Genomic DNA, 25,781 nt, shown 5'->3' with positions numbered 1-25,781 from the left:
ACGGAAATGCCCAAGATGAAGACCAAATCGAGCGCGAAGAAGCGCTTCAAGGTGACAGCGACCGGAAAGGTCCTGTCCGCGCAGGCCGGCAAACGCCACGGCATGATCAAGCGCACCAAGAAATTCATCCGTGATGCCCGCGGCACCACGACCCTGTCGGCCCCCGACGCCAAGATCGTCAAGGGCTATATGCCCTACGACCGCTAAGAAGGAGGCCTGAGAGATGTCACGCGTAAAAGGCGGAACCACCACCCACGCCCGTCACAAGAAAATCGTAAAGGCCGCCAAAGGCTATTACGGGCGTCGGAAAAACACCTTCAAGGTCGCCACGCAGGCGGTCGACAAGGCCAACCAATACGCCACCCGCGACCGCAAGCAGCGCAAGCGCAACTTCCGCGCGCTGTGGATCCAGCGGATCAACGCCGCCGTGCGCAGCCATGACGAGGCGCTGACCTATAGCCGCTTCATCAACGGCCTGACCCTTGCCGGGATCGAGGTGGACCGCAAAGTGCTCGCCGACCTGGCGGTGCATGAGCCCGAAGCCTTCGGCGCGATTGTGGAAAAAGCACAGGCCGCGCTGGCAGCCTGATCCCGATCCGCTTTGAATTTGCAAGGCCGTCCTAGCTGGGGCGGCCTTTTCTGTTCAGGAGAGACCGTTGTTACGACTTGTCGGCCTTGTCCTGCAGATAAAGCCTTAGCTGCGTGGCGAATTGCGGGATCGCCTTTGGATGGGCCAGATAGGCATCGGGTGCCATCAGCCGCCAGCACTGTCCCTCGTTCCCGAACCGCACCTGCGATTGAATGGAGGCCGGCATCCGGGCAGCAAAGAACCACATCCGGCCAAGCGGGCGAAGATAGGACCGCTCCCAGATCAGCGCGTCGGGAGGAACGATCAGGCCGACCTCTTCTCTTGTTTCGCGCAGCGCACAGTCCTGGGGGCTTTCGCCACCTTCCCGCCCCCCGCCGGGCAGATCCCAATAGCCGGGGTACGGGATATCCGGCTTCTCGTCCCGCAGGATGACAAGCAGATCCGATCCGACAAAAAGGGCCAGTTTCGCACCTGAAAAGGTCATGGGAATTTCGTGAGCCACCCTCTATAGTGTAATCATGGGTCATACTCAGTTCAAACGGGCCTGCCCACCCCGTACCGTCGCTTGCCATGCCTGCGCTTTGTCGTGATTGTCTGACCTGCTTTGAAACCGGGCGCCGCTGTCCATCTTGCGGCTCGCCGCGGATCGTTGCACATTCCGAACTCCTTAATTTGTCGATCGCTCATATGGATTGCGACGCGTTTTATGCATCCGTGGAAAAGCGTGACAATCCCGACCTTGCCGACAAACCTGTGATCATCGGCGGCGGGCGGCGTGGCGTCGTGTCCACGGCCTGCTATGTCGCGCGGATCAGGGGCGTGCGATCCGCGATGCCGATGTTCCAGGCGCTCAAGAAATGCCCCGATGCCGTGATCATCAAACCCCGTATGCAGGTCTATGCAGAGGTATCGCGCGCGATCCGGGACATGATGGACGAGATGACGCCCGCAGTCCAACCGCTGTCACTTGACGAAGCGTTCATGGATCTCGGAGGGACCGCGCGGCTGCACGGCGCGCCGCCTGCGGTTATGCTGGCACGCCTTGTCCGGCGTATGCAGGACGAGCTGGGCGTGACCGGCTCGATCGGGCTGAGCCACAACAAGTTTCTGGCCAAGGTCGCCTCCGATCTGGACAAGCCCCATGGATTTTCCGTCATCGGCAAAGCTGAAACGGAGGACTTTCTGCGTGACCAGCCCGTCAGCCTGATCTGGGGCGTCGGTCAGGCAATGCGCACATCGCTTGAGAAGTCCGGGATCAGGACCTTCGCCGATCTTCTGCGCTGGGACAAAGAGGCCCTCACCGCGCGCTTCGGCTCGATGGGAGAGCGCCTTTGGCATCTTGCGCGAGGACAGGATCATCGCCGCGTTTCGGCTCATGAACCGGTCAAGTCGATCTCGAATGAGACCACCTTTCACGAGGATACCAACGATCCGCATATTCTGGACGGCCATATCTGGCGAATGGCTGAAAAAGTGGCCGACCGCGCTAAGGCAAAGGATATCGCGGGACGCGTGGTGACGCTCAAGCTCAAACGCTCGGACCATCGCATTCTGACACGCCGGGTCGCGTTGCGCGATGCCACGCAAATGGCGGACACGATCTACCGCACCGCGCGCGGTCTTTTCGATCAGGTTGGCGATGAAGGGCCCTACAGGCTGCTGGGCTGCGGATTGTCGCATCTTTGCAATGCGACAGAGGCGGACATGTCCGGGGATCTTCTGGATCCCGGGGCCGCGCAACGAAGCGAAGCCGAACGCGCCACAGATGTGATCAGGCGCAAATTTGGCCAGGACGCGATAGTAAAAGGCCGGGCGCTCCGCTAACCTTTGCTAGTCTGAGCTTGCGCAAACAAGGGCGGCATATCGTGGCTCGGAAACCACGCCGCCCGTCAGTTACTCGGCTGCCATCGGAAGGGTGTCTTGCCCAATGGCAGAGATGTCCTGGATCACGGCCCGCAACACGGTGCGGAATGCTTCGAAATTGCGATTCGGCACGATCCTGCGTTCGTCCATATAGATCGCGCGGTCGATTTCGATCTGTATCGCATGTTGCCCGCGCGAGGGGCGCCCGTAAGCTTGGGTGATGTAGGCTCCGGCAAAAGGCGCGTTGCGCGTCACCACAAACCCGGCCGCGGCAAAGGCCGCTTCAACCTGATCCACGATGTCCGCCGATGCCGCCGCGCCGAAACGGTCGCCCAGAACGATCTCAGGACGCCGCGCCGCGGACCGCGCAACCCCGTCCATCGCCTCATGCGGCATTGAATGGCAATCAATGAGGATCGCCTGCCCAAAAGCATCGTGGGCGTCACTCAGCAATCGTTGAAGCGCTTCATGATAAGGTCGCCAGTAGAGGTCGAGACGCCGCTGGGCCTCTGACATCGGGAGTTTCTTGCGGTAGATGGCGCGCCCGTTCGAGACGACGCGGGGTACGACGCCCAGGCCGGATGCCACCCTCGGATTATGCCCTTGCCGACGCACCCCTTCGATCAATGCAGGGTCAAGCTCATCAGGGCTTCGGTTCAGATCCACGAACGCGCGCGGCGCGCCAGCTGTCAAAAGAGGTGCGCCGTATTCGGGTGCCGATGCAAAGAGTTGATCCACAAAGGCATCTTCGGACGACCGGATTGCGCGCTCATCCAGAACACTGCGGCGCAGGAAACTGCGCGCATAGTCCCGACCGCTATGGGGCGAAGCGAAAACGACCGCAGATCGGCGCGGCAAAGCGTCAAAGAGCTGATAGGCATTCCGCGGCATTCGCACTCCTCCTCTGATCAACAACATAGACCGGAAAAACCGAACACCAAAACCCCTTGATCCCCTCCTCGACTCCTTTTATAGACCCGTCACCGGCGCGGATTTCCGCGCCCCATTTCTTTGTGGGCGCAGAACGATGTACCGGTATTCATGGGCGATTAGCTCAGCGGTAGAGCACTTCGTTGACATCGAAGGGGTCACTGGTTCGATCCCAGTATCGCCCACCATGAATTCACCGTCCCGGCCCGCTCCGGGATGCCCGCAACACCAGGCGCTGGCCCGCGCCGCAGGAACAGGAGACAGACCATGAAGGTCAAGAACTCGCTCCGCTCGCTCAAAAACCGGCATCGTGACTGCCGGGTTGTGCGTCGCAAAGGCCGCGTTTACGTGATCAACAAAACGCAGCGCCGGTTCAAAGCCCGCCAGGGCTGAGCCAGAGCTCATGCTCACGACCAACACCGCGCCATCGGGCGCGGTGTTTTCGTTTGACGCCAGGTCCTCCGTTCCGATAACACCGCGCGGCCCATGCCGGGTGCCAATCGCCGCGCAGCGGCACATTGTGTGCGCGGCCCTGGCCGCGCTCCGTTTGGAAACAGCCCCTATCCGGGAAAATGACACGCCGCCTGCGTGCCGCCAACCTGCCCCAGCGCCGGTGCCTCGCTGCGACAAACCGCCTGCGCCTTCGGACACCTTTCCGCAAAGGCACATCCCGGTGGCGGATTGATCGGGCTCGGTGGATCACCCTTCACCTTCAGCGGCCTGACATAGCCCTTCGACTTCCGCCGTTTCAAACTCGGCGCCGCCGCAAGCAAGGCCTGCGTGTAGGGATGCTGAGGTGCCTCAAACAGCGCTTCGCGGGGCCCGATCTCCACGATCTTGCCCAGATACATCACCGCCACGTCCTCGCATATATGCCGCACAACCCCCAGATCGTGGCTGATAAAGAGATAACTCAGCCCCAACTCCACCTTCAGTTCCGCCAGCAGGTTCAAAATCTGCGCCTGGATCGCCACATCCAGCGCACTCACAGGCTCATCACAGACTAGGAGTTTCGGGTTCGTCGTCAGCGCCCGCGCGATGGAGATCCGCTGCCTCTGCCCGCCCGAAAACTGATGCGGAAAAAGCGACAGCTGATCCTCCCGCAACCCGACCTTCGCGAACAACTCCCGCACCCGTGCCATCCGCTCCTCGGGCGTGCCGATCTCCATCAGATCGAGCGGCTCCCGCACGATATCCACCACCCGTGCCCGCGGATTGAGCGAGGAATAGGGGTCCTGAAAGATCAGCTGCACATCCCGCCGCCTTTGCCGCATCGCTTCGGGCTCCAGCGTCAGAAGATCGGCCCCATCGAACAGCACCTCGCCGCCAGAGGCTTCGGTCAACCGGATCGCCGCCATCGCCGTCGTTGTCTTGCCCGACCCGCTTTCACCGACGATTCCAAGGGCCCGTCCCGCCTCCAGCTGAAACGAAACCTGCCGCACCGCCTCCAGATAGGGCCGCTCCGCAAAGAGAGACGGTCGCGGCATAGGAAACCGCACCGTCAGATCCCGCACATCCAGCAGGGCCGTCATATCCGACCCTCCTCGACCCCGTGGCAGGCCGCCGGATGATGCCCGTGTGCCGCAAGCAAGGGTTTCTCCACCCGGCACCGCTCCGCCACATGCGCGCACCGCTCGGCAAAAGCACAGCCTGCCCCCAGCAAATGCAAAGGCGGCACCACGCCCGGGATCTCCTTCAGCGCCGCATCGCCCTTGCCCATGGCCGGAATGCAGTCGATCAGCCCACGTGCATAGGGATGCTGCGGATGATCCAGCACATCATCCGCGCCCGCCTCCTCGATCACACGGCCCGCATACATCACCGCCACCCGGTCAGCCATCTCGCTGATCGCCCCCATATCGTGCGTGATCAGCAGGATCGCCGCCCCGAAATCTCGCTGGATCTCGTTCAGCAGATCAAAGATCTGCGCCTGCACCGTCACATCCAGAGCCGTCGTCGGCTCGTCCGCGATCAACAGCTTCGGACGGCAACTCACCGCCATCGCGATCATCACCCGCTGCCGCATCCCGCCCGACAACTGATGCGGATAATCCCGTGCCCGTTTGTCGGGACTGGGAATACCCACCCGGTCCAGCAGCGCCACTGCATCGCGAAAGGCCTGATCCGCGCTGACCTTCTGATGCAGCATGATCGCCTCGGCGATCTGGTCGCCCACCGTGAAGACCGGGTTCAGCGAGGTCATCGGCTCCTGAAAGATCATCGCCGCCTCGGCCCCCCGCACCGCGCGCATCCTTGCCTCGCTGGCCTGCGTCAACTCCTCCCCCGCCAGCCGGATCGACCCGCCCGCCAGCCGCCCGGGCGGGGAGGGGATCAGGCCCATCACGCTCAGCGCCGTGATCGACTTGCCGCAGCCCGATTCGCCGACCACCCCCAGCGTCTCTCCTTCCCGCACCGAGAGTGAGACGGAATCGAGCGCCGTCACCTCCCCATGCCGCGTGCGGAACGTCACGCGCAGGTCGTCGATCTCCAGAAGCGCGCTCATCTCTCCCTCAGCTTGGGATTGAAGGCATCGTTCAGGCCATCCCCGATCAGGCTGACCGAAAACACCGTCAGGAAAATCGCCAGCCCCGGAAAGGTTACCGGCCACCAGGCATCCAGGATGTAATCCCGGTTCGCTCCGATCATCAACCCCCAGCTCATGACATTGGGATCGCCCAGCCCCAGAAACGACAGCCCCGCCTCGAACAGGATCGCCACCCCGATGGTCAGGGTGGCCGACACGATCAAGGGCGGCGCGGCATTGGGCAGGATCACCGTCCAGATGATCCGCTTGTTCCTTGCACCGATGGCCCGCGCGGCGGTCACATATTCCAGCTCCTTGATCTTGAGAAACTCCGCCCGTGTCAGCCGCGCAGTCTGCGGCCAGCTCACCACACCGATGGCCATCGCGATTGTCAGCAGAGATGGGGAGAACAAGGTCACCAGCACCATCGCAAACAGAAGCGCCGGCAGGACCTGAAAGAACTCCGTCACCCGCATCAGCAAATTGTCCACCCAGCCGCCGTAATACCCCGCCAACGCGCCCAGAGAGACCCCGATCACCATCGTAATCGCCGCCGCCGCCAGCCCGACCGCCAGCGTCGGCGCTCCACCGGTCAGCATGCCCGCCACGATATCGCGGCCCAGATAATCCGTGCCCATCGGAAACTCCGGCGTCACCCCGGGCGGCTCATGCGGCGCCCAGACAATCTCGAACGGATCACCCCCATAAAACAGCGCGCCATACAGCGTCGCCCCCACGATCAGTGCCAGCATCACCACCCCTGCCACGGCGGGAATGTTGCGCCGAAACATCCGCCACGCCTCGCGTCCCGGACTTTCCGCCTGGTACTCCGCCCTGTCAGACATGCCGTCCCACCTTCTTTGGGTCAAAAATATCCCGGGGGAGTCGCGCTTTGCGCGACGGGGGCTGGCCCCCGCCCCGCCCGCCGCAGGCGATGCAGCCCGTCAGGGGTGCGCCCGACCTCATGACTGTCCCTTCAGCCGCGGATCGGCGAGCCGGTAGCTCAGATCGGTCAGCAAATTCGCCACCACCACCATTGCCGAGGCAAAGAACAAGACACCCATGATCGTTGGATAATCCCGCCGCAGGATTGAATCGAAGGCCAGCCGCCCCATGCCCGGCCAGTTGAACACCGTCTCGACCAGCAACGCGCCCGAGATCAGGTTCCCGAATTGCAACCCGGCCACCGTCAGGATCGGAAGCGCGGCATTCCGCAGCGCATGCTTGAAGAGCACCGACCGCTCCGATGCCCCCTTCGCCCGCGCCGTCCGAATGTAATCCGATCCCAAAACCTCCAGCATCGACGCCCGCGATAGCCGCGCATATTGCGCCAGATAAATGATGGCGAGCGTGAAGGCCGGCAGCACCAGATGATGCGCCACTGACAGCCATTGCTGGTACCAAGGCGCATCTCTTAGCCGCACGCTCATCATGCCTTCGACCGGGAAGATGGGAAACATGCTCGCAAAGAGGATGATGAGCATGATGCCGGTCCAGAACACCGGCACCGCATACCCCACCGTCGCAAAGACCGTCACGAAGCCACTCATCACTCCGTTCGGCTTGCGTGCCGCAATCACGCCCAGAAATACGCCCAACAGGATCGACAGGATCTGCGCCGTCACCACCAGCAAAATCGTCGGCCCGATCCTCTGTCCGATCAGCGTAGTGACCGGTTGGTTGAAGAAAAACGACTGTCCCAGATCTCCTTGCGCGACATTGGCCACGTAAATCCCAAGCTGTGTCAGCACCGGCTTGTCGAGCCCGTATTCCAAACGGATCGCCTGCAACATCTCCTCGGTCGCGCCGCCCATCTCGCCTGCGATGACGACCGCCGGATCGCCTGGTGCCAGCCGGATCAGCAGGAAGTTCAAAACCACCACGCCCAGCATCAAAAGCAGGCCATAGAACACGCGGCGGAGAAGATAGGAGGCGCTCATGTCATGTTGCCCGGTTGAGAGAAGCGTCCGCCAGAAGCATTAAGAGCAAGAGAGCAGATGATCCGGTCATGCAGACTCGTCAGGTTCAGGTCGCAAAAGAGCACTCCGCCATGACCGGGCGCCGGACCGCAGGTTGGCCGATGGCCAACCCACTTGTCCGCGCGGGTTGAATGATCCGAGCTTCACTCGGACCATTCCACCATATCCATCGGATGCATCGTGCCCCAGATACCTGTGGGCACATTTTGCAGCCTCGCGTCATAGGCCGTGTGATAGGGCAACGCATTGACCCAGTAGACCGGCAGATCGCCAGCGACCAATTGCTGGAACTCGGCATAAAGCGCCTTGCGCTTGTCCACGTCCAGCTCAACGGCCGCCGCGTTCAGGAGCTCGTCCACCCGCTCATTGGTGTATTGCTGGGTGTTCGACCAGATGACGCCTTTCACGATGTTGGAGCTCAGATAGGTTCGGTGCACCCCGATCACCGGGTCACCCCAGTTAAAGACGACATCCATCGTCAGCTCGAAATCATGGCCCGACACGCGCCCCGCCCAAGTCGGAAAGTCCGGTGCTGCGCGGACCGTCACGTCGATGCCGATCTTCTTGAGCTGCGACTTGAGGTATTCCGCCACCGATTGCTGCTGCTCCTTCGGGCCGGGGATATAGTCGACGGTCAACTCCATCCCGTCACCGAACCCGGCCTCGTTCATCAGCGCCTGGGCCTTCTCCAGATCCACGTCATAGGCCGGGATCGTCTCGTCAAAGAAAGGCGAGCTTTCAATGATCGGCCCGCGCTGGGGCGACGACACCCCGCGATGGAGCGCCTTGGTGATGAAATCGCGGTCCACCGCATAGGCGATCGCCTGACGCACCCGCACATCGCTCAGCTTGGGAGAGGCAGTGTTGAACGCGATCCAGTTGACCGGCCCCACGGCAGCATACCCATCGGTGGTCACGTTCAGGCTTTCAACCTTTTCCAGCCTCCGGATCTCTTGGGAGCCTGCCATGAAGGGATACATATCCGCATCGCCGTTCTCCATCGCGATCAGCAACGCCGACGGGTCCTTGATGATCCGCACGATGATCTCGTCCAGCTTCGGGCGCCCTTCGATGAAGAAATTCGGGTTCTTCTTCATCACCACGGCCTCGCCAGCAGTGAATTCCTCCAGGATGAAGGGGCCGGAGCCCACCGGCGCGGTATTCGCCGGATGGGTCTTCACATCCTGCCCGTCGCCGTAGACATGCTGAGGCAGCACAGGTGCCAGGGCCGGCGACAGGGCCAGCAGCAGCGCGGGATGCGGCTGACTCAGCCGGATGATCGCGGTGTGGGGATCGGGCGTCTCGATGCTCTCGACCGGCGCGAACATCGACTTGAAAGGGTGGTTCTCTTTCGTAGTCATGATGGAGAATGCCACATCCTCCGACGTCACCGGCTCTCCGTCATGAAAGGTGGCGTTCTGCACCAGGTTCAGCGTGACCGAGAGGCCATCTTCCGCCACTTCCCAGCTTTGCGCCAGGTAGGGTTGCGGCTCCCAGTTCTCGTCATAGCGGAGCGGCGAGGCAAAGATCTGTGTGGACGGCACCGCCGTCGCGATGCCCGATTGCACGGCCCCGTTCAAATGGCGCGGCACCTGCGTGGAGGCAATCACCAGCGTACCCCCGTCGGCAAAGACCGGCGCCGCAGCAAGCCCGGAGACCGCAATGGCCGCCGCGCCCATGAGACGTGTCATGAGTTTCATTTGGTTCTCCCGGTTGGTCTTGTTTTGATTGTGAAAAGGCTAGCCAAGGGCAAAGACCCAGAAAACAGCGTTTTCTGTAAGGCAAAACCATATTCTATGGTTGAATGAGATCCGGACATACCTGCAAACGCTCGGCCTTGCCCCTCGTGCGCACCGATGCAAAGCTCTTGCGGAAGGAGACTGCACCATGCCCCTCTTCCCGGAAACGCCCCCTCTTCAAACCGGGTATCTCGAAGATCAGGATGGCCATTCCGTTTTCTGGGAAACCTTTGGTAATACAACGAAACCGGCGCTTCTTTTGCTGCATGGCGGGCCCGGCAGCGGCATCGCCCCGCGCATGCCTCGCCTCTTCGACCCCACCCGCTGGCATATCGTCGCGATGGACCAACGCGGGTCCGGTCGGTCAAGGCCGCATGCCGGTGACAGTCTGACAGCGCTCAAGGCCAACACGACCGATCACCTGATCCACGATATCGAGCGCCTGCGCCAGCATCTGGGTCTTTCGGACTGGACCCTTTATGGATCCTCATGGGGTGCGACACTGGCACAGGCCTATGCCCATGCGCACCCAGTTCGGGTGAGCGCCATGATCCTCGCCGCCGTGACAACCAGCAGCCGGTTCGAGGATGATAACCTCTATGGCTACGCAGGACATTTCCTGCCCGAGGCTTTCGAGAGATTTCAAGCGGGCGCGCCTGACGCCGCACCGGGCGCGAGCATGGCCGCCGCTTACGGCGACCTTCTCACCTGTGGTGACCCGGAAAGAGAACGGGCCGCGGCCGAGGCCTGGTGCGCCTGGGAGGCCGCCGTGCTTCAGGTCGATCCCCGCGCCGAGACGCCCAGATCCTTTACCGACCCGCGCTTTGCGTTGGGGTTCGCCCGCGTGGTCACGCATTATTTCCGGCATCTCGCTTGGCTCGACCCGCCCTTGCTGGACCGGACCGAGGCGCTCGCATCCATTCCGTCCGTGCTCATCAACAGCCGCCAGGACCTGTCGACCCCACTGTCCATTGCATGGCGGCTGCACCGCGCTTGGCCCAAGTCAGAGCTGGTCGTGATCCCCGGCGCACTGCACGGGACACTTTACGGCCCCCTTTCAGACGCCGTCATCGACGCCGGAAACCGGCTGGCGACCAAGCAGGGCGTCTAACGGTCCGGCCCCATCAGCAAATGGTCAAATCCACCTTCGGCGGTCAAATTCTGCCCAATTGACAGCATTGCCTGAACCATCGCCGATTGCTTAAGCGGCGCGGCATAAGCAACCCCGAAGGCCGGCGCCTCGGGGTCTCCCGCCATCGGGCGCGCGGTGTATCCCGTTCGTCCATCCCGATCATTCGGCCCGCATATATTCAGGATCGAATAGCCGAACTGCCCCGCGACCAGCCCTCTGAGAACCGAGCTTGACTTGGTGGAATGGACCACGTTCGGCCGCAACCCCTGGGCCTCGAAAAGCGACCGGAAATAGGGCTCCGTCCCGGGCAGGTCCAGCAGGACCATCGGGCGGTCGGCAATATCCCTCAGATCAACCGAGGCCCTTTGCGCCTCCGGCCAGTCGCTTGGCAAAAGCACCCAAGGGTAGGCGCCGAAAAGAGGGTGAAAGGGTTGGCTCTGCGGCGTCAGTGTTCCGTAGGTCAGCGCCACGTCGACGGTGCCATTGGTCAGACGTTCAGAGATCTGGGCCATGTCCCCTTCCATCAAATCGATACGAATATCCGGATAATACTGCGCCAGCCGCTTGAGGATCGGCGGCAGCACATAAGGCGCCGTGGGCGCGTAGCAGGCGAGCCGCAACGTGCCGGTCGGATCGCCCGCGAGCGACATCAGATCACTTTCGAAAACCCGCGCCTGTTCCAGAAAGCCAGCCACCCGCGCGCCCACTTCGGTCCCCATCCGTGTGGCCACGATCCCCTTCGCGGGGATCCGCCGGAACAAGTCCGCCCCAAGGCTTTGTTCGATCAGGTCGAGCGCGGCGGTGATGGAGCTTTGGGAGATATGCATTTCTTCCGCCGCCCGTGCGATCGAACCAGTCCGCAGCGCGGCGTCGAAATAACGAAGCTGTTTGAGCGTAAATTTCAAAGCGATCTATCCCACAGCCAATAGGGTTTTGACCGACAGTAAAACCATTTTGTCGCGGATCAATCCTGGGGTAGCTCTGAAGCGCCTTGGGGAGGTTTCCATGTCCGATATCACCGTCTTTTCCGCCAGAAAGATTATCACCATGGACCCGAACAGGCCCGAAGCGACCCATGTCGCGGTGCGCGATGGCTGGATCCTGGCGGTGGGCGGCGCAGATTGCGCGGATGCCTGGGGCAAGGCCACACATGACGACAGCCTCTCCGACGCGGTGTTGATGCCCGGCTTTGTCGAAGGTCACGCCCATATGATGGCCGGTGCGATGTGGAACTATGCATATGCGGGGTATCACGACCGGATCGACCCCAAGGGCAATCTGCACGACGGCATGACCGATATCGACGCAGTGACCGCGCGGCTCAGCGCCTATGCCGATACGCTGTCTAAGGGTGAGCCGCTGATCGGCTGGGGGTTCGATCCGATCTTCCTGCCCACGGAACGGCTGAGCCGTCATCATCTGGACGCGATCAGCCCGAACCGGCCCATCGCGATCATCTTTTCGAATTTCCATCTGCTTTGCGCCAACTCCAAAGCACTGGAGATGGCAGGGTATGGGCGCGAGACCAACGTCGAGGGTGTCATAAAGGATGACGATGGTCTGCCCACCGGGGAGCTTCAGGAGATGGCGGCCATGTTCCCGGTCATGCGTCGTCTCGGCATCGACTTCCGCGGGCTGTCGCAAACCGAAGAGGCGATCCGCACTTATGCCGATGTCTGCCGTCTGGCGGGCGTGACCACGGTCACTGATCTCTTCTCCTCGATGGAGGAAGCCGATCTGGAGGTCATGCTGCGTGTGACCGGCGCCGATGACTTCGGCCTGCGCATCGTTCCGGCGCTCGGCGCCATGGGCGCAGCCCCTGCCGATATCGCGGCCAAGGCCTTGCGATTGCGCGCCCGCTCCACCGACAGGCTGCGGCTGGGTGCGGTCAAGCTCATGACCGACGGATCGATACAGGGTTGGACGGCCCGCGTGAAATGGCCCCATTATGTCGGCGGAGAGCCGAACGGGATCTGGAACACGCCACCCGAGACGATCTTTGCGCTCTGCGAAGAAATGCAGGCGCAGGGTATACAGATGCACATCCACGTGAATGGCGATGAGGCCTCCGAAGTCGTACTCCACGCACTGGAGGCGGCGGCGCGCAAACATTCTTGGCCCGAGGCGCGTCACGTGCTTCAGCATTGCCAGATGATGGGCAGCGACCAGTTTACACGGGCCGCGGCCCTTGGCGTCTGCACGAACCTCTTTTCGAACCACATCTGGTATTTCGGCGACCAGCATATCGCGCGAACGATCGGCCTTGATCGGGCTCAACGGATGGACGCAGTGCGCGGCGCCCTGGATGCGGGTGTGCATGTCGCCATCCATTCCGACGCACCGGTGACGCCGATGGGGCCGCTTTTCACAGCCTGGTGCGCGGTCAACCGCCAGACCATGAGCGGACAGATCCTTGGACCCGAACAGCGTATCACCGTGGAGGAGGCGCTTCATACGATTACGCTGGGCGCGGCCTATACACTGAAACTGGATGCGGAGATCGGCAGTATCGAAACCGGAAAACGCGCTGATTTCGCTGTTCTGGGAGACGACCCGCTGGCGGTCGCGCCGGAGAACCTCAAAGACATCCCCGTGCGCGGCACCGTGATGGGTGGAAGGGTCAACCTGACATGAACCGCCTGCCTTTGACCGTGATCTCCGGGTATCTTGGCGCTGGCAAAACGACCCTGATCAACCGGCTTCTGGCCGAGGATCACGGGTTGCGCCTGTTGGTGATGGTGAACGATTTCGGCGCGGTGAACATCGACGCCGAATTGCTCGCCTCCCGCACCGAAGACACGATTGCGCTGACCAATGGCTGTGTTTGCTGCACGATGGGCGCGGATCTTTACATGGCACTCGGCGACGCGCTGGATCGCCGCCCAAGACCGGATCATCTGGTCGTGGAGGCAAGCGGTGTTGCAGATCCCACAGCGATTGCCAATGCCGCCATCGCGGAACCGGAAATGTCCTATGCAGGTATCGTCACCCTGGTTGACGGGATTAATGCCCTGACAGTGCTCAACGATCCGCTGATCGCACCGCAGGTCGAACATCAGATCAAAGCGGGCGACGTCACGCTGATTACGAAAGCGTCTCGGATTGAACCGGACCTCGGCACCGCGCTCAGCCGGATCGGTGCACGGCTGCCGTCGCTTGTGGGAGACGCTCCGCTGGCGCCTCTGCTTTTCGACATTGCACCGCGTCCGGGTCAGCAAACGGCCCTGCAACATCCGGCATATGTCAAATGGCAGCATATCAGTTACGAAGTTGTCGGACGCGCGGATCTGGCTGAAAAGCTCGCCACTCGCCCGCCGGGACTCTACCGAATGAAGGGCTTTGTCTTAACGGATGACGGGCCTTATGAGGTGCATGTGACAGGCGCGCATGTCGAGGCGCGACGCTGCGATGCGGATCAGACCCTTTTGGTCGGTCTTGGCCCTGCAACGCGGATTAGCAGCGACCAAATAGAGACCTGGTGGAATAGCTCGGATCGGTAGCCGGATTTTTTCAAAAAATCCGGAACGGAAAATGTGTCATTTTCCGCCGCGCAACCTGAAAAGCACGAGCGGTAGGATCGAACGGTATCCCGGATTTTGAAACAAAATCCGGCCGGAAAATGAATCATTTTCCGGCGCCCTGAACTTGGCGTCCGACCTGCCTGCAAATCAAAACAACCGGAAGCAGTCCGACCGCAACGATGATCAGCGACGGAACGGCCGCACCTTCCAGCCGTTCGTCAGATGCAAGCCTGTAGGCCTGCACGGCCAGCGTATCGTAGTTGAAGGGCCGCATAATAAGAGTGGCTGGCAGCTCCTTCATCACATCGACGAAGACAATCAGCAAAGCGGTCAGCAAGCTTGGCGTCAGGATCGGCAGGTGCACCCGGCGTAACGCCCCGAGTGGGGTTTGTCCCAGAGAGCGTGCCGCGGCATCCATATTGGCATGGACGGTGCTTTGCCCTCCTTCGTATGCGCCAAGCGCAGCCGCGAGAAATCGCACCATATAGGCCGCAACCAACAGCCAGATCGAGCCGGTTACCAGAAGCCCCGTTGAATAGTCGAACCGCGCGCGCATCCACGCGTCCAGCGCATTGTCGAAAGCGGCAAAAGGCACCAGAAGACCGACCGCGATGACACCGCCCGGGACGGCGTAACCCAGGCGGGCGACATAACCGGCGGCCGACGCGATCCGACCCGGGGCAAGACGTTGATAAAAGCCGACCGCAATCGCCGCGGCGACCGTCAGTGCGGCAGCCGCGCTCGCAAGAACAAGAGAGTTCTGGATGAAGCGCTGATAGCGACGGCTGAGCAAATCCTGCTCGGATCCTAGGGCCATTTCGAAGAGAATAAGGACCGGCAGCGCAAAACCCAGTATCACCGGCAGGGCGCATATCGTAACAGCCCCCGCCGCGCGCCAGCCGCGCAGCCGCACCGGCCGGATCGGCACTTGACGCTTGCTGGCCCCGTGATATCGGGCGCCTCCCCGCTGGAGGCGCTCAAGCATCGCCAGAAGCAGGGCAAAGCTCAGAAGACATAGCGCAAGCTGTGCCGCTGCTGCGCGATCAGCCATGGAAAACCAACTTGTATAAATCCCGGTGGCAAAGGTCTGCACACCAAAATACGCAACCGTGCCGAAATCGGCGATGGTTTCCATAACGGCGAGCAACACTCCACCGGCAATCGCGGGGCGCACCATAGGCAAGCTGACGGTCCAAAAAGCGCCCAAAGGTGTCCGTCCGAGGGCACGGGCAGCCTGAAAGGCAGCCGCGCTTTGTTGCAGAAAGGCCGCTCGCGTCAAAAGGTAGACGTAAGGATAGAGAACGAGGACGAGCATCAACGCCGCGCCTTCGGTCGAGCGAATTTCGGGAAACCAATAGTCGCGGGGGCCCCATCCCGTCACGTCGCGCAGGGTCGACTGCACTACGCCCGGGTGATCGAATACATGGGTATAGGCGTAAGCCAGTACGTAAGCCGGAAACGCCAGAGGAAGGACCAGGGCGACCTCTAAAACGCGCTGGCCAGGGAACCGGGTCATCGTCACAAGCCAGGCTGTGCTGACACCGATCAGCAGCACTCCAACCGCGACCAGCGTGACAAGCACCAGCGTGGTGAACGCATAGCCGGGCAGAACGGTATTCAAAAGATGAGCAATCGTGCCCGTACCACCGGTCGTTGCGGCAAGCGCCACAGCGAGCATCGGCAAAAGGCAGGTCGCAGCCGCGAGCCCGGCAAACCCGGCCAGCAATCTCGAACCGCCCGCCTTCCGGCGGCGCATTGCAGAAGACCTGCGAAAAGAGACGTCAGCCACACCAGTGCCTCAGCTTCAAAGACGCTGCGTTATCCAAGTTTTTTGGTCGGATTTCCAGATCGGAATTGGGCGAACTCCGTCCTCCGGGTCTTCCATATCGTCGGTGCGGACTTTTCGCGAATGTGTCCTGACCTTTCCAACGCGTAACGCTTTTCAGTCGTAACTGCGCTGATCCTCGATGACCAAACCGTCCTTCGGCAGACTGCCCGGCGCCACAACCTCCACGGCACCCTTCAATTTCAATACATCCGCCACTGACGCTGCATAGCGGGCACTATCGCTCTCAGGCGCTTCAATCTTCACCGTCATGACATCCATCTCGCCATCCCGACTTGCAATCACGCGAGCCTTGACCACCTCGTCGTGCTTGGCCACGAGTGCGGCTACCTGTTCGGGCCGCACGAACATACCCTTGATCTTGGTTGTCTGATCAGCGCGCCCCATCCAGCCCTTGATGCGCAGATTTGTGCGACCGCAAGGGCTTTGCCCCTCCATCACAGCGCTCAGATCGCCCGTCGCGAACCGGATCAGCGGGTAGTCAGGGTTCAGCGTGGTCACCACCACCTCTCCGACCTCACCGGGTCCTACCGGATCGCCGGTGCCGGGGGTTACGATCTCGACGATCACATGTTCATCCACGATCATGCCCTCCATCGCCGCGCTTTCGTAGGCGATATTGCCCAGATCGGCAGTCGCGTAGGATTGCAGGCACGTAATCCCCCGCTCCGCATAGAATTGCCGCAGGGTCGGAAAGAGCGCACCCCCCCCGACAGCCGCCTTGGTAAAGCCCAACTCCACCCCCATCTCATCGGCCTTGTCGAGGATCACCTTCAGGTAGTCCGGCGTGCCCGCATAGGCCGTGGCCCCCACATCCCGCGCGGCGGTGACCTGCAATTCCGTCTGGCCCGTTCCTGCGGGCAGCACTGCGGCCCCAACAGCCCGCGCGCCACTTTCAAAGATCATGCCCGCCGGCGTCAGATGATAGCCAAAGCAATTCTGCACCACGTCATCGCCGCCAATCCCGACGGCATGCAAAAACCGCCCCATGCGCCACCAATCGTGAGCCACCCCGCCCGGCTCATAGATCGGACCGGGAGATTGAAACACATGCGCAAACCCATGCGCGGGCTTCACGGTGAACCCGCCAAGCGGCGGATGCGCCGCTTGCGCTTTGCCAAGCTCGGACTTGCGCAACACCGGCAACCGGGCCAGCGCCTGTGCATCGGTAATCGCCGCTGCCGCCACACCCGCAAGACTGTCGGCATAGCCGAGCAAACCCTGAGCACGCGCCACCTGTTCCGGCAACCGGGTCGCAAGATCGGTGGCCCGCGCATCCGCGCTGCGGGTTTCCAGATCGTCGAAGAAGGGTTTTTTCAGCATCACGCTCTCTCCACCCGTGTCACCATCTGCGGGCCTTTGCCCGGAACCCGGGCCAGCTCTCCGCGTACTTCCATCTCAAGCTTGACGGTCGTGACATGCCAACCGACCGATCCAAGCCTGTCCAAATCGCCATGCGGCAGCTGCACCTTCACCGCGTCGGGCAGCTCGGAGAACGCAACGGGCCCCTGCCCCAGCACCTCCAATATCGCGCCCTGCACCGCGTCGAATTTCCACTCCGGGATATTCGTCACCCCGTCCCGCCCTTCGGCGGGCGTCCGGCACGCGACGCGCGGCTCCGCCATCAGCTCAGCCACCTCTTGCGCCGCCGGTAGGAGCGGACATCGCGGAACGACTTGCGCCCCTCATCTGACATGCCGAGGTAGAATTCCTTCACATCCGGGTTCTCCCGCAGCTCCGCCGCAGGGCCGTCCATCACCACACGCCCGCTCTCCAGGATATAGCCATAATGTGCAAACCGCAGGGCCACGTTCGTGTTCTGCTCGGCCAGAAGAAACGTCACGCCTTCATTCTCGTTGACCGATTTCACGATCCCGAAAATCTGTTCCACCAGTTGCGGCGCCAGCCCCATCGACGGCTCGTCCAGCAGGATCGTCTCGGGTCGTGACATCAGCGCCCGCCCGATCGCCGTCATCTGCTGCTCCCCGCCCGAGGTATAGCCCGCCTGGCTTTTCCGCCGCTCTTTCAGCCGGGGGAAATAGGAATAGACCATCTCCAGATCGCGCTGGATCTCCGCCGACCCGTCGCGCCGTGTATAGGCGCCCGTCAACAGGTTCTCCTCGACGGTCAGATGCTCAAAGCAATGCCGCCCCTCCATCACCTGCACCACGCCGCGCTTGACCAGATCCGCGGGATCCGCCTCCTGCACGTTGTTGCCGCGATAGAGGATCGACCCCTTGGTCACCTCCCCCCGCTCGCTCGCCAGCAGGCCCGAGATTGCCTTCAAAGTCGTGGTCTTGCCTGCGCCATTGCCGCCCAGAAGTGCGGTGATCCCGCCCTTGGGCACCTTCAGGCTCACGCCTTTCAGCACGAGGATCACGTGATTGTAGATCACCTCGATATTGTTGACCTCAAGAAGGGTCTCAGCTTTTGTCTCGCTCGTCTGAGTGGCGTCCAGCATGGGTCTTCTTCTCGATAAAAATACGGAAAATGTTGGTCCGGCTGCCACTTGGCGCGACAGCCGGACCGGTTCACTTAGCTGCAGTTCGAAGCGATGTTGTTCTCGGACGCGTAAGAGGCCGAATCCGCGTCGATCAGCGGCTGGATTACCTCCATATCGGACTCCTTGAAGTCAGAAATCAGCGACCAGGTCTTGGCCTCCGCATCCCACTGAGTCACGCCCACAAGGCCGGGACCGCCGTGATTTTCACAGGACACCTGGAAAGCCGGACCGAAATTCGGCATGCCCAGCTCGGTCATCCGCTCTTCGGTCATGTTCAGCGCTTCCATCCCGTCCCGCATCATCGCAGGCGTGATCTCGGCCTCACCGTGGATCTCCTGCGCCGTGCGCGCGGCTTCAGCTGCCAGCATCGCGGCATAAAGACCACGGTTGTAAAGCACCGTACCGATCTGATCGCCCGCGCCAGCGGCCTTTCCGGCGTCCACGACGTATTGCTGAATATCGTCAAAGACCGGATAGTCGCTGCCCACACCGTGGAAAGTCAGCGCCTTGTAGCCGTTCGCAGCCGCACCTGCCGCCAGAACGTCATTCTCCGACCCGGACCACCAGATGCCGATGAAGTTCTCCATCGGGAAACGGATATTGGCAGCTTCCTGCACGGCCACCTGGTTCATCACGCCCCAGCCATACATGATCACGTTGTCCGGACGGTCCCGGCGGATCTGCAGCCATTGCGACTTCTGCTCCTGGCCTGGGTGATCCACCGGCACGAGGCTCAGCTCAAACCCGTGTTTCTCCGACAGCTCTTCCAGCGTGCGGATCGGCTCCTTGCCATAGGCCGAGTTGTGATAGACCAGCGCGATCTTCTTGCCAGAGATGTCTCCGCCGTTTTCATTCAGCAGATAGTTGATCGCCGCCGATGCGCCGTTCCAGTAATTCGCCGGATAATTGAACGTATGGCTGAACACATCGCCGTTCGCGGCCGACGTCCGACCGTAGCCCATCGTGTGCATCGGAATGCCATCCGCCGTCGTGCGCGGGATCAACTGATAGGTGATCCCCGTCGAAAGCGGCTGATACACCAACGAGCCCTGACCCTTTGTCGACTCGTAGCATTCCACACCCTTCTCGGTGTTATAGCCGGTCTCGCATTCCAGCACGCGGGTCATCACACCACCGATGCCGCCGTCACGCTCGTTCAGCATCGTAAAGTAATCAGCATAGCCATCCGCGAACGGGATGCCGCCCGCCGCGTAAGGCCCGGTCCGGTAGCTCAGCGAGGGGAACACCAGATCCGCCATCACCGGCCCCGCGGCCATCACGGCGCACAGCGCCATGCTTGTCAGTTTCATTGTCATCGGGTTCATCCTCCCTTGGTTATCTCCGATGTCTCCGTAGGGCGGGGTTCACCCCGCCTCACCCCTTTGGCCCTAATGCGGGAAGGGCCACAATCTCAGCTTCTCCTTGGCCAGCCGCCACAGCTGCGCCAGCCCGTGCGGCTCCAGGATCAGGAACACGATGATCAGAAGGCCCACGATCACCAGCTGAAAATGCGCCACGATATCCGTGGGCCAGCCCAGCATGTCCACGCCCAGCACCTTCAGCACCACGGGCAGCACCACCAGGAACGCCGCGCCAGCAAAGGCGCCAAAGATCGACCCGAGCCCCCCGATGATGATCATGAAGAGCACCAGGAACGACTTCTGGATCCCAAACACCTCGCCCACTTCCACGGCCCCCAGATAAACCGCAAAGAACAGCGCCCCCGAAATCCCGATGAAGAACGAGCTCACCGCGAAGGCGCTCAGCTTGGCCGCCAGCGGGTTCACCCCGATGATCTCCGCGGCAATGTCCATGTCACGAATGCCCATCCAGGTCCGCCCCAGCTTGCCGCGTGTCAGGTTGCGCGCAACGACCGCCAGAATGACCAGAAAGGTCAGGCAGAACAGATATGTCGCCCAAGCCTGCGTATTCGGCCCCGTGATCGCAACTCCCAGAAACTCCCTTTGCGGCGCCGTGATCTGGCCCGAGGCCGAGTAATTGTAGAACCACGACACCCGGTTGAAGAGCCAGACCAGAAAGAACTGCGCCGCCAACGTCGCCACGGCCAGATAAAATCCCTTGATCCGCAAACTCGGCAGACCGAACAACAGCCCGACGATGGCGGTCACAACGCCCCCCATCAGCACGCTCAGCGCGATGTTGAATTCCGGCAACCGGAAGAGCAATTCACCCCCCCACCAGATATCCACGCCGGTCATGAACTTGTAACAGGCATAGGCCCCCACGGCCATGAACCCGCCCGTGCCCAGCGAGACCTGCCCGCAATACCCAGTCAGAATGTTCAGCCCGATCGCCGCAATCGCATAAATCAGGAACGGCAGCAGGATCGCATTGGCCCAGTAATCGGTGATGAAGAACGGAATGACCCCGAAGGCCACTGCCAGCACGACATAGTACCGATACCGGTCGAACTTGATCGGAAAGGTCTGGTTGTCCTGCGCATATGTCGTGCTGAAATCGCCAGCTTCACGGTAAAACATCAGGCCTCTCCCCAAACCGTCTTGTCACAGCCACCCAGGCGAAGGTCTCCCGGGTGGGCGGGTGTCGTGGCGCGCAGCGACACGCGGTCGCCCATCCGGACCCGGTCACACCCGCTCAATGATCTTCTCCCCAAAGAGCCCTTGCGGACGGAACACCAGGAACAACAGCGCCAGCACATAGGCGAACCAATTCTCTGTCGCGCCGCCAAGTGCAGGCCCCAACGCAAACTCAAAGAGCTTCTCCCCCACCCCGATGATCAGACCACCCACGATGGCCCCGGGGATCGACGTGAACCCGCCCAGCATCAGCACAGGCAGCGCCTTCAGCGCGATCAGCGACAGCGAAAACTGAACCCCCGATTTCGCCCCCCACATGATCCCCGCAACCAAAGCCACAAAGCCTGCAACCGACCAGACAAGGATCCAGATGAAATTCAGCGACACGCCCACGGAAAGCGCGGCCTGATGGTCGTCCGCCACCGCCCGCATCGCGCGCCCTTGCTTGGTGTATTGCGAGAAGAGAACCAGCGCCGTCACCAGAACCGCCGCAATGATCGTCGCCACGATATCCAGGTTGTCGATGAAAAAGCCGTAGCCGAACATCTCGAATGTCACCGCGTCGATGGTCTCGTTGATCCCCTGCGGCAGGCCCACATCCAGCCGCTTGATCTCCGAGCCCCACATCAGGTCGCTTACGCCTTCCAGCAGATAGGCCAGCCCGATCGTGGCCATGAACAGGATAATCGGCTCCTGCCCTACGAGATGGCGAAAGATGAACCTTTGCACCATCCAGGCCAGCAGCACCATCACCGCCGCTGTCAGCAGGATCGCCGCCAAGGCCGGTACATTCCAGCCAAAGTAATGAATGTGCGTCCCGAAAATCGCGTTGATCAGATGCGAAAACGGCACCTGCCCGTTCATGATCCCCACCAGCGTCATCGCCGCAAAAAGCGCCATAACACCCTGGGCGAAATTGAAAATACCCGACGCCTTGAAGATCAGCACGAACCCAAGCGCGACAAGCGCATAAAGCACCCCCGCCATCAGGCCGTTCAGGAACACCTCCATTCCGAAAATCAGCTGTTCGGGCATCACTTCATCTCCCTTTGCATCAGATCACGGGTATGGTCGCGCAGGGGCTGGTAGGACAGGCGCAAACGCGTGACCCCCGCAAAGCTCAGGTTCCAGTTAAAGGTGATCTCCGTCACCCTCCCGTCCTGTCGCGGCGCGGCCAGAAACGTCGCCGCATAGGCGCGATCCATCGTCAGTCGTGACACAGGCTCGAATTCCCCCGTCGCCGCGAACGTCCGGCCCGGTCCGGCGCGCCAGTCCTCATAGGCATGCAGCAGCTCGGCATAGCCAACGTCAAAGGTAACGATCTCGCAGGCCGGCTCATCAAACATGTAAAGCACGGCTGTCTTGTCATAGCCCTCCGCCACACGGTAGCCGAGCAGATAGGTCGACAACTGCCCCTCGAAATGCCGCACAAGGTAGCGCGGAACAGGTTTCAGATCGTCCGGCTTCAACGTCGTCGGATCTTCCAGATAGGGCAGGCAGTACGTCTCGATCACATCACAGGCCCCGGCCAGGGCCGGCACAGAACCATCGCAGAGGCGAGGTTCCGCAGTGCGCAACGGCAAGGCGAAGGCAACAGCCAGAAGGATCGCCGCAAGTCTAATCATGCGATACGCCCAGATAGGCATCGATCACCGCTTGATTTCCGCGTACCTCATCCGGCGTGCCATCGCCGATCTTCTTGCCGTAGTCCATCACAACAACCCGGTCCGACAGGTCCATCACCACGCCCATGTCATGTTCGATCAGCGCAATGGTGGTCCCGAATTCGTCATTCACGTCGAGGATGAAGCGGCTCATGTCCTCCTTCTCTTCGACATTCATGCCCGCCATCGGCTCATCCAGCAGCAACAGCTTCGGCTCCGCGACCAACGCGCGGGCCAGTTCGACCCGCTTCTTCAATCCATAAGGCAATCGCGAGACCGGCGTCTTGCGGATATGCTGGATCTCCAGAAAGTCGATAACCCGCTCCGCTCTCTCGCGGTTCTCGACCTCTTCCCGCTCCGCCTTGCCCCACCAAATCGCTTGCTCGAAGATGCTTGCCTTCATCTGCGTCAACCGCCCGGTCATGACATTGTCCAGAACGCTCATGCCCTCGAACAAGGCGATGTTCTGAAACGTCCGCGCGATCCCCTGCCGTGCCACTTCGTAGGGGCGCATCGGCGGACGCCTCTCGCCCCGAAACCAGACCTCGCCCTCTTGCGGGTTATAAAACCCGCTGATGACATTCAGCATCGAGGATTTGCCCGCCCCGTTGGGTCCGATGATCGCCCGGATCTCCCCCTCTCGAATGTCGAACGAGATATCCTTGATCGCCACCACCCCGCCAAAGCGTAGCGTGATGTTTTTCATCTCCATCACCACGCCGCCGATCTGGCGGCCGTCGGCCGTGGTGTAGCTTTCGGTCTGATCCAGCATCAGGTCCAGCCCTCTCTCATCTCAAAACACCCGTTTGGCACGGTGTGCCCACGGGATGGTGGGCGGGGCGATGGCGCAGCCGAGCGTCGTCCCATCATTCCGCTGCCATCCTCTGCGGCACCGAATTGACCGCCGCATTCCGGATCTCCAGCGTCGCACTGATCGACCCCTTGCGCCCGTCTTCATAGGTCACTTCCGTCGTCGTACTCACCTGCGACGACCCGTCATAAAGTGCCGTGATGATATCTCCGAACTTTTCCTCAATGATCCGGCGGCGCACCTTCCGCGTGCGTGTCAGCTCCCCGTCATCCGCATCCAGCTCCTTGTGCAGCACCACAAAGCGATACACCTGGCAGCCCGAGAGCATCTCGTCTTCCGCGACCGAGCGGTTCACCTCCTCCACGTGGGCCTGGATCGTGTCCATCACCTGCGGATGCCCCGCCAGCTCCTGGTAAGAGGCGTAAGCGATATTGTTCCGCTCCGCCCAGTTGCCCACCGCCGTCAGGTCAATATTGATGAACGCCGTGCATTCGCTGCGCCCGTTCCCGAAGACCACCGCCTCCAGAATGTTGGGAAAGAACTTCAACTTGTTCTCGACATATTTCGGCGCAAAGAGGCTGCCATCGGCCATCTTGCCCACATCCTTGGCCCGGTCGATGATCCGCAAATGGCCCGAGCCCTCCTCGATAAAGCCCGCATCGCCCGTGGCGACCCAGCCCTCGGCATCCTTGGTGCCTGCGGTGCTTTCGGCGTTCTTGTAATACTCCACGAAGACACCCGGTGAGCGGTAGAACACCTCGCCGTTCTCCGCGATGCGCAACTCCACCCCGGGGGAGGGCACGCCCACGGTGTCGGACCGCACCTCTCCATCCGGCTGCGCGGTGATGAAGACCGTGGCCTCCGTCTGCCCGTAAAGCTGTTTCAGGTTGATCCCCAGCGATCGGTAGAAATCGAAGATCTCAGGCCCGATCGCCTCGCCCGCGGTATACCCCACGCGCACGCGGCTGAACCCCAGCGTGTTCTTCAGCGGTCCGTAGACAAAGAGGTTGCCCAGCGCATAGGCAAGACGATCCCTGAACCCCACCGATTTACCGTCCAGGATGGCAGGCCCCACACGGCGTGCGACGGCCATGTAGCGATCAAAGAGCCATTTCTTGAACCGTCCCGCATCTTCCATGCGGATCATCACATTTGTCAGTTGCGTCTCAAAAACCCGCGGCGGCGCGAAATAATACGTCGGACCGATCTCGCGCAGATCGGTCATCATCGTATCCGCGCTTTCCGGGCAATTCACACAGAACCCGCTCCAGTAGGCCTGACCGATGGAAAAGATGAAATCACCGACCCACGCCATCGGCAGATAGGCCAGGATCTCGTCATCGACTTTCAGATGGTCGAATTCCGAGGATGACTTCGCCGTCTCGATCACATTGCGGTTCGACAGGACCACACCCTTGGGCTTGCCCGTCGTACCCGAGGTGTAAAGCATCACGCAGGTGCTGTCGTAATCCAGCTTCTCCCGCCGCTTTTGCAGCTCCGGCATGAATTCATCATAGGCGGCGCGCCCCTGATCCTGCACATGGGAAAACTGGTGCAGCCGGGCATGGTCGTATTTCCGCAAACCGCGCGGGTCGAGATAGATCATGTGTTCGAACTGGTGCAGCTCGTCCTGCACTTCGATCACCTTGTCCACCTGCTCCTGATCACCGGCGATGACAAACCGCGCACCGCAATGGCCCAGCACATAGGCCATCTCCTCGGCGACCGCGTCCTGATAAAGCGGCACGGGGACGGCACCCACCGATTGCGCGGCGACCATCGACCAATAGAGATACGGACGGTTGCGCCCGATGATGGCGATGAAGTCGCCCTCATTCACACCCAGATTGATCAGGCCCAGCGCCAGCGCCTCGATCTCTTTCTCGGTCTCGGCCCAGCTCCAGGTCTGCCAGATGCCGAATTCCTTTTCCCGATATGCCGGTGAACCGGCATGTTGGGTCGCATTACGGTGAAGGAGCGCCGGAATGGATTGCACTCCACCGGCGCCGGTCTGCGTCTGGGCCAAATTGTCCTCCTCCCCATACCGGCTCGCATTGGCCGGCACGTGATCGCTTGAGCGATTCTCTGCCGCATCAAACGTGACGCACACGGTCGCGATCAA

Annotated in this window: 25 protein-coding genes and 1 tRNA gene; 8 read left to right on the top strand and 18 right to left on the bottom strand. The window is 61.4% G+C overall.

The genetic code is table 11. The features are described 5' to 3' along the window. Positions 1 to 6 precede the first annotated feature (6 nt). Together rpmI and rplT are read left to right on the top strand one after the other, a co-directional pair. A complete protein-coding gene (rpmI, locus tag CFI11_RS04045; protein WP_130403305.1) occupies positions 7 to 207 on the top strand; it encodes a 50S ribosomal protein L35 in 201 nt (66 codons plus the stop codon). A 16-nt stretch (positions 208 to 223) separates the two neighbouring features. Next, positions 224 to 589 carry a 50S ribosomal protein L20 gene (gene rplT / locus CFI11_RS04040; protein WP_130403303.1) on the top strand — a complete coding sequence of 122 codons (366 nt, stop codon included), beginning with the start codon at positions 224 to 226 and terminating at the stop codon, positions 587 to 589. 70 nt (positions 590 to 659) lie between these two features. On the opposite strand, the gene CFI11_RS04035 is transcribed toward rplT, so the two are convergent. Next, complete coding sequence (locus CFI11_RS04035) at positions 660 to 1,073, bottom strand: NUDIX hydrolase (protein ID WP_130403301.1); 414 nt, start codon at positions 1,071 to 1,073, stop codon at positions 660 to 662. A gap of 86 nt (positions 1,074 to 1,159) precedes the next feature. Between CFI11_RS04035 and CFI11_RS04030 the strand changes: the two genes are divergently transcribed. Continuing rightward, positions 1,160 to 2,413: a DNA polymerase IV gene (locus CFI11_RS04030; protein WP_130403299.1), complete on the top strand. Its 1,254-nt coding sequence runs from the start codon at positions 1,160 to 1,162 to the stop codon at positions 2,411 to 2,413. A gap of 69 nt (positions 2,414 to 2,482) precedes the next feature. On the opposite strand, the gene CFI11_RS04025 is transcribed toward CFI11_RS04030, so the two are convergent. Further along, entirely contained in the window at positions 2,483 to 3,343 is an 861-nt protein-coding gene (locus CFI11_RS04025; RefSeq protein WP_130403297.1) for an N-formylglutamate amidohydrolase, read from the bottom strand. A gap of 152 nt (positions 3,344 to 3,495) precedes the next feature. Here CFI11_RS04025 and CFI11_RS04020 point away from each other — a divergent pair. Continuing rightward, positions 3,496 to 3,570: transfer RNA gene (locus CFI11_RS04020), tRNA-Val, on the top strand. Between the two features lie 79 nt (positions 3,571 to 3,649). After that, on the top strand, positions 3,650 to 3,775 hold the full coding sequence (gene ykgO / locus CFI11_RS04015; protein WP_008562923.1) for a type B 50S ribosomal protein L36: 126 nt from the start codon (positions 3,650 to 3,652) through the stop codon (positions 3,773 to 3,775). 167 nt (positions 3,776 to 3,942) lie between these two features. Here the strand turns inward: ykgO and CFI11_RS04010 are convergent, their stop codons facing one another. The 5 genes from CFI11_RS04010 to CFI11_RS03990 form a co-directional block, all read right to left on the bottom strand. Next, complete coding sequence (locus tag CFI11_RS04010; protein ID WP_130403295.1) at positions 3,943 to 4,914, bottom strand: ABC transporter ATP-binding protein; 972 nt, start codon at positions 4,912 to 4,914, stop codon at positions 3,943 to 3,945. After that, on the bottom strand, positions 4,911 to 5,885 hold the full coding sequence (locus CFI11_RS04005; protein ID WP_130403293.1) for an ABC transporter ATP-binding protein: 975 nt from the start codon (positions 5,883 to 5,885) through the stop codon (positions 4,911 to 4,913). The genes CFI11_RS04010 and CFI11_RS04005 overlap by 4 nt, the downstream gene beginning before the upstream one ends. After that, entirely contained in the window at positions 5,882 to 6,751 is an 870-nt protein-coding gene (locus CFI11_RS04000) for an ABC transporter permease (RefSeq protein ID WP_130403291.1), read from the bottom strand. Before CFI11_RS04000 ends, CFI11_RS04005 begins: the two co-directional genes overlap by 4 nt. Before the next feature lie 117 nt (positions 6,752 to 6,868). Next, the gene (locus CFI11_RS03995) at positions 6,869 to 7,846 is read right to left on the bottom strand and encodes an ABC transporter permease (protein ID WP_130403289.1); all 978 of its coding nucleotides are present in this window, start codon (positions 7,844 to 7,846) and stop codon (positions 6,869 to 6,871) included. A gap of 182 nt (positions 7,847 to 8,028) precedes the next feature. Next, complete coding sequence (locus CFI11_RS03990; protein ID WP_130403287.1) at positions 8,029 to 9,585, bottom strand: ABC transporter substrate-binding protein; 1,557 nt, start codon at positions 9,583 to 9,585, stop codon at positions 8,029 to 8,031. 187 nt (positions 9,586 to 9,772) lie between these two features. On the opposite strand from CFI11_RS03990, the gene CFI11_RS03985 reads away from it, so the two are divergent. Then, the gene (locus CFI11_RS03985; protein ID WP_130403285.1) at positions 9,773 to 10,735 is read left to right on the top strand and encodes an alpha/beta fold hydrolase; all 963 of its coding nucleotides are present in this window, start codon (positions 9,773 to 9,775) and stop codon (positions 10,733 to 10,735) included. Here the strand turns inward: CFI11_RS03985 and CFI11_RS03980 are convergent. Continuing rightward, positions 10,732 to 11,661 carry a LysR family transcriptional regulator gene (locus CFI11_RS03980; protein WP_130403283.1) on the bottom strand — a complete coding sequence of 310 codons (930 nt, stop codon included), beginning with the start codon at positions 11,659 to 11,661 and terminating at the stop codon, positions 10,732 to 10,734. The genes CFI11_RS03985 and CFI11_RS03980 overlap by 4 nt on opposite strands. Before the next feature lie 100 nt (positions 11,662 to 11,761). Here CFI11_RS03980 and CFI11_RS03975 point away from each other — a divergent pair, with 100 nt between their 5' ends. Continuing rightward, the gene (locus tag CFI11_RS03975) at positions 11,762 to 13,390 is read left to right on the top strand and encodes an amidohydrolase (RefSeq protein ID WP_130403281.1); all 1,629 of its coding nucleotides are present in this window, start codon (positions 11,762 to 11,764) and stop codon (positions 13,388 to 13,390) included. Beyond that, positions 13,387 to 14,256, top strand: a complete 870-nt coding sequence (locus CFI11_RS03970; RefSeq protein WP_130403279.1) for a GTP-binding protein — start codon at positions 13,387 to 13,389, stop codon at positions 14,254 to 14,256. Before CFI11_RS03975 ends, CFI11_RS03970 begins: the two co-directional genes overlap by 4 nt. 124 nt (positions 14,257 to 14,380) lie before the next feature. Here CFI11_RS03970 and CFI11_RS03965 read toward each other — a convergent pair whose 3' ends face one another. The 10 genes from CFI11_RS03965 to CFI11_RS03920 form a co-directional block, all read right to left on the bottom strand. Continuing rightward, positions 14,381 to 16,033, bottom strand: a complete 1,653-nt coding sequence (locus CFI11_RS03965; RefSeq protein WP_130403277.1) for an iron ABC transporter permease — start codon at positions 16,031 to 16,033, stop codon at positions 14,381 to 14,383. Between the two features lie 186 nt (positions 16,034 to 16,219). Then, the gene (locus CFI11_RS03960) at positions 16,220 to 17,446 is read right to left on the bottom strand and encodes a phenylacetate--CoA ligase family protein (protein WP_130403275.1); all 1,227 of its coding nucleotides are present in this window, start codon (positions 17,444 to 17,446) and stop codon (positions 16,220 to 16,222) included. After that, positions 17,446 to 17,748 carry a hypothetical protein gene (locus CFI11_RS03955; RefSeq protein ID WP_130403273.1) on the bottom strand — a complete coding sequence of 101 codons (303 nt, stop codon included), beginning with the start codon at positions 17,746 to 17,748 and terminating at the stop codon, positions 17,446 to 17,448. The genes CFI11_RS03960 and CFI11_RS03955 overlap by 1 nt, the downstream gene beginning before the upstream one ends. Further along, entirely contained in the window at positions 17,748 to 18,584 is an 837-nt protein-coding gene (locus tag CFI11_RS03950; protein ID WP_130403271.1) for an ABC transporter ATP-binding protein, read from the bottom strand. The genes CFI11_RS03955 and CFI11_RS03950 overlap by 1 nt, the downstream gene beginning before the upstream one ends. Before the next feature lie 74 nt (positions 18,585 to 18,658). Next, positions 18,659 to 19,942, bottom strand: a complete 1,284-nt coding sequence (locus CFI11_RS03945; RefSeq protein ID WP_130403269.1) for an ABC transporter substrate-binding protein — start codon at positions 19,940 to 19,942, stop codon at positions 18,659 to 18,661. A gap of 72 nt (positions 19,943 to 20,014) precedes the next feature. Then, positions 20,015 to 21,127, bottom strand: coding sequence for a branched-chain amino acid ABC transporter permease (locus CFI11_RS03940; RefSeq protein ID WP_130403267.1), 1,113 nt, complete (start codon positions 21,125 to 21,127; stop codon positions 20,015 to 20,017). A 105-nt stretch (positions 21,128 to 21,232) separates the two neighbouring features. Continuing rightward, positions 21,233 to 22,219: a branched-chain amino acid ABC transporter permease gene (locus CFI11_RS03935; RefSeq protein ID WP_130403265.1), complete on the bottom strand. Its 987-nt coding sequence runs from the start codon at positions 22,217 to 22,219 to the stop codon at positions 21,233 to 21,235. Beyond that, the gene (locus CFI11_RS03930; protein WP_130403263.1) at positions 22,219 to 22,809 is read right to left on the bottom strand and encodes a hypothetical protein; all 591 of its coding nucleotides are present in this window, start codon (positions 22,807 to 22,809) and stop codon (positions 22,219 to 22,221) included. Before CFI11_RS03930 ends, CFI11_RS03935 begins: the two co-directional genes overlap by 1 nt. Continuing rightward, on the bottom strand, positions 22,802 to 23,620 hold the full coding sequence (locus tag CFI11_RS03925) for an ABC transporter ATP-binding protein (protein ID WP_130403261.1): 819 nt from the start codon (positions 23,618 to 23,620) through the stop codon (positions 22,802 to 22,804). Before CFI11_RS03925 ends, CFI11_RS03930 begins: the two co-directional genes overlap by 8 nt. A 94-nt stretch (positions 23,621 to 23,714) precedes the next feature. Continuing rightward, a complete protein-coding gene (locus tag CFI11_RS03920; protein WP_130403259.1) occupies positions 23,715 to 25,685 on the bottom strand; it encodes an AMP-binding protein in 1,971 nt (656 codons plus the stop codon). Positions 25,686 to 25,781 lie beyond the last annotated feature (96 nt).

Source organism: Thalassococcus sp. S3, assembly GCF_004216475.1.
Lineage (GTDB): Bacteria > Pseudomonadota > Alphaproteobacteria > Rhodobacterales > Rhodobacteraceae.
Note: the sequence above shows the minus strand (reverse complement) of the source record. Positions and strands in the feature narration are given on the sequence as shown.

Bases quoted from the DNA above. Each gene is read 5' to 3' on its own strand.
- rplT (WP_130403303.1), top strand. From the start codon at position 224: ATGTCACGCGTAAAAGGCGGAACCACCACCCACGCCCGTCACAAGAAA.
- CFI11_RS03975 (WP_130403281.1), top strand. From the start codon at position 11,762: ATGTCCGATATCACCGTCTTTTCCGCCAGAAAGATTATCACCATGGAC.
- CFI11_RS03935 (WP_130403265.1), bottom strand. From the start codon at position 22,219: ATGCCCGAACAGCTGATTTTCGGAATGGAGGTGTTCCTGAACGGCCTG.
- CFI11_RS04030 (WP_130403299.1), top strand. From the start codon at position 1,160: ATGCCTGCGCTTTGTCGTGATTGTCTGACCTGCTTTGAAACCGGGCGC.
- CFI11_RS03955 (WP_130403273.1), bottom strand. From the start codon at position 17,748: ATGGCGGAGCCGCGCGTCGCGTGCCGGACGCCCGCCGAAGGGCGGGAC.
- CFI11_RS04010 (WP_130403295.1), bottom strand. From the start codon at position 4,914: ATGACGGCCCTGCTGGATGTGCGGGATCTGACGGTGCGGTTTCCTATG.
- CFI11_RS03925 (WP_130403261.1), bottom strand. From the start codon at position 23,620: ATGCTGGATCAGACCGAAAGCTACACCACGGCCGACGGCCGCCAGATC.
- CFI11_RS03945 (WP_130403269.1), bottom strand. From the start codon at position 19,942: ATGACAATGAAACTGACAAGCATGGCGCTGTGCGCCGTGATGGCCGCG.
- CFI11_RS03930 (WP_130403263.1), bottom strand. From the start codon at position 22,809: ATGATTAGACTTGCGGCGATCCTTCTGGCTGTTGCCTTCGCCTTGCCG.
- CFI11_RS03995 (WP_130403289.1), bottom strand. From the start codon at position 7,846: ATGAGCGCCTCCTATCTTCTCCGCCGCGTGTTCTATGGCCTGCTTTTG.
- CFI11_RS03940 (WP_130403267.1), bottom strand. From the start codon at position 21,127: ATGTTTTACCGTGAAGCTGGCGATTTCAGCACGACATATGCGCAGGAC.
- CFI11_RS03970 (WP_130403279.1), top strand. From the start codon at position 13,387: ATGAACCGCCTGCCTTTGACCGTGATCTCCGGGTATCTTGGCGCTGGC.
- CFI11_RS04035 (WP_130403301.1), bottom strand. From the start codon at position 1,073: ATGACCTTTTCAGGTGCGAAACTGGCCCTTTTTGTCGGATCGGATCTG.
- CFI11_RS03985 (WP_130403285.1), top strand. From the start codon at position 9,773: ATGCCCCTCTTCCCGGAAACGCCCCCTCTTCAAACCGGGTATCTCGAA.
- ykgO (WP_008562923.1), top strand. From the start codon at position 3,650: ATGAAGGTCAAGAACTCGCTCCGCTCGCTCAAAAACCGGCATCGTGAC.
- CFI11_RS04025 (WP_130403297.1), bottom strand. From the start codon at position 3,343: ATGCCGCGGAATGCCTATCAGCTCTTTGACGCTTTGCCGCGCCGATCT.
- CFI11_RS03950 (WP_130403271.1), bottom strand. From the start codon at position 18,584: ATGCTGGACGCCACTCAGACGAGCGAGACAAAAGCTGAGACCCTTCTT.
- CFI11_RS03960 (WP_130403275.1), bottom strand. From the start codon at position 17,446: ATGCTGAAAAAACCCTTCTTCGACGATCTGGAAACCCGCAGCGCGGAT.
- CFI11_RS03990 (WP_130403287.1), bottom strand. From the start codon at position 9,585: ATGAAACTCATGACACGTCTCATGGGCGCGGCGGCCATTGCGGTCTCC.
- CFI11_RS03965 (WP_130403277.1), bottom strand. From the start codon at position 16,033: ATGCGCCGCCGGAAGGCGGGCGGTTCGAGATTGCTGGCCGGGTTTGCC.
- CFI11_RS04005 (WP_130403293.1), bottom strand. From the start codon at position 5,885: ATGAGCGCGCTTCTGGAGATCGACGACCTGCGCGTGACGTTCCGCACG.
- CFI11_RS04000 (WP_130403291.1), bottom strand. From the start codon at position 6,751: ATGTCTGACAGGGCGGAGTACCAGGCGGAAAGTCCGGGACGCGAGGCG.
- rpmI (WP_130403305.1), top strand. From the start codon at position 7: ATGCCCAAGATGAAGACCAAATCGAGCGCGAAGAAGCGCTTCAAGGTG.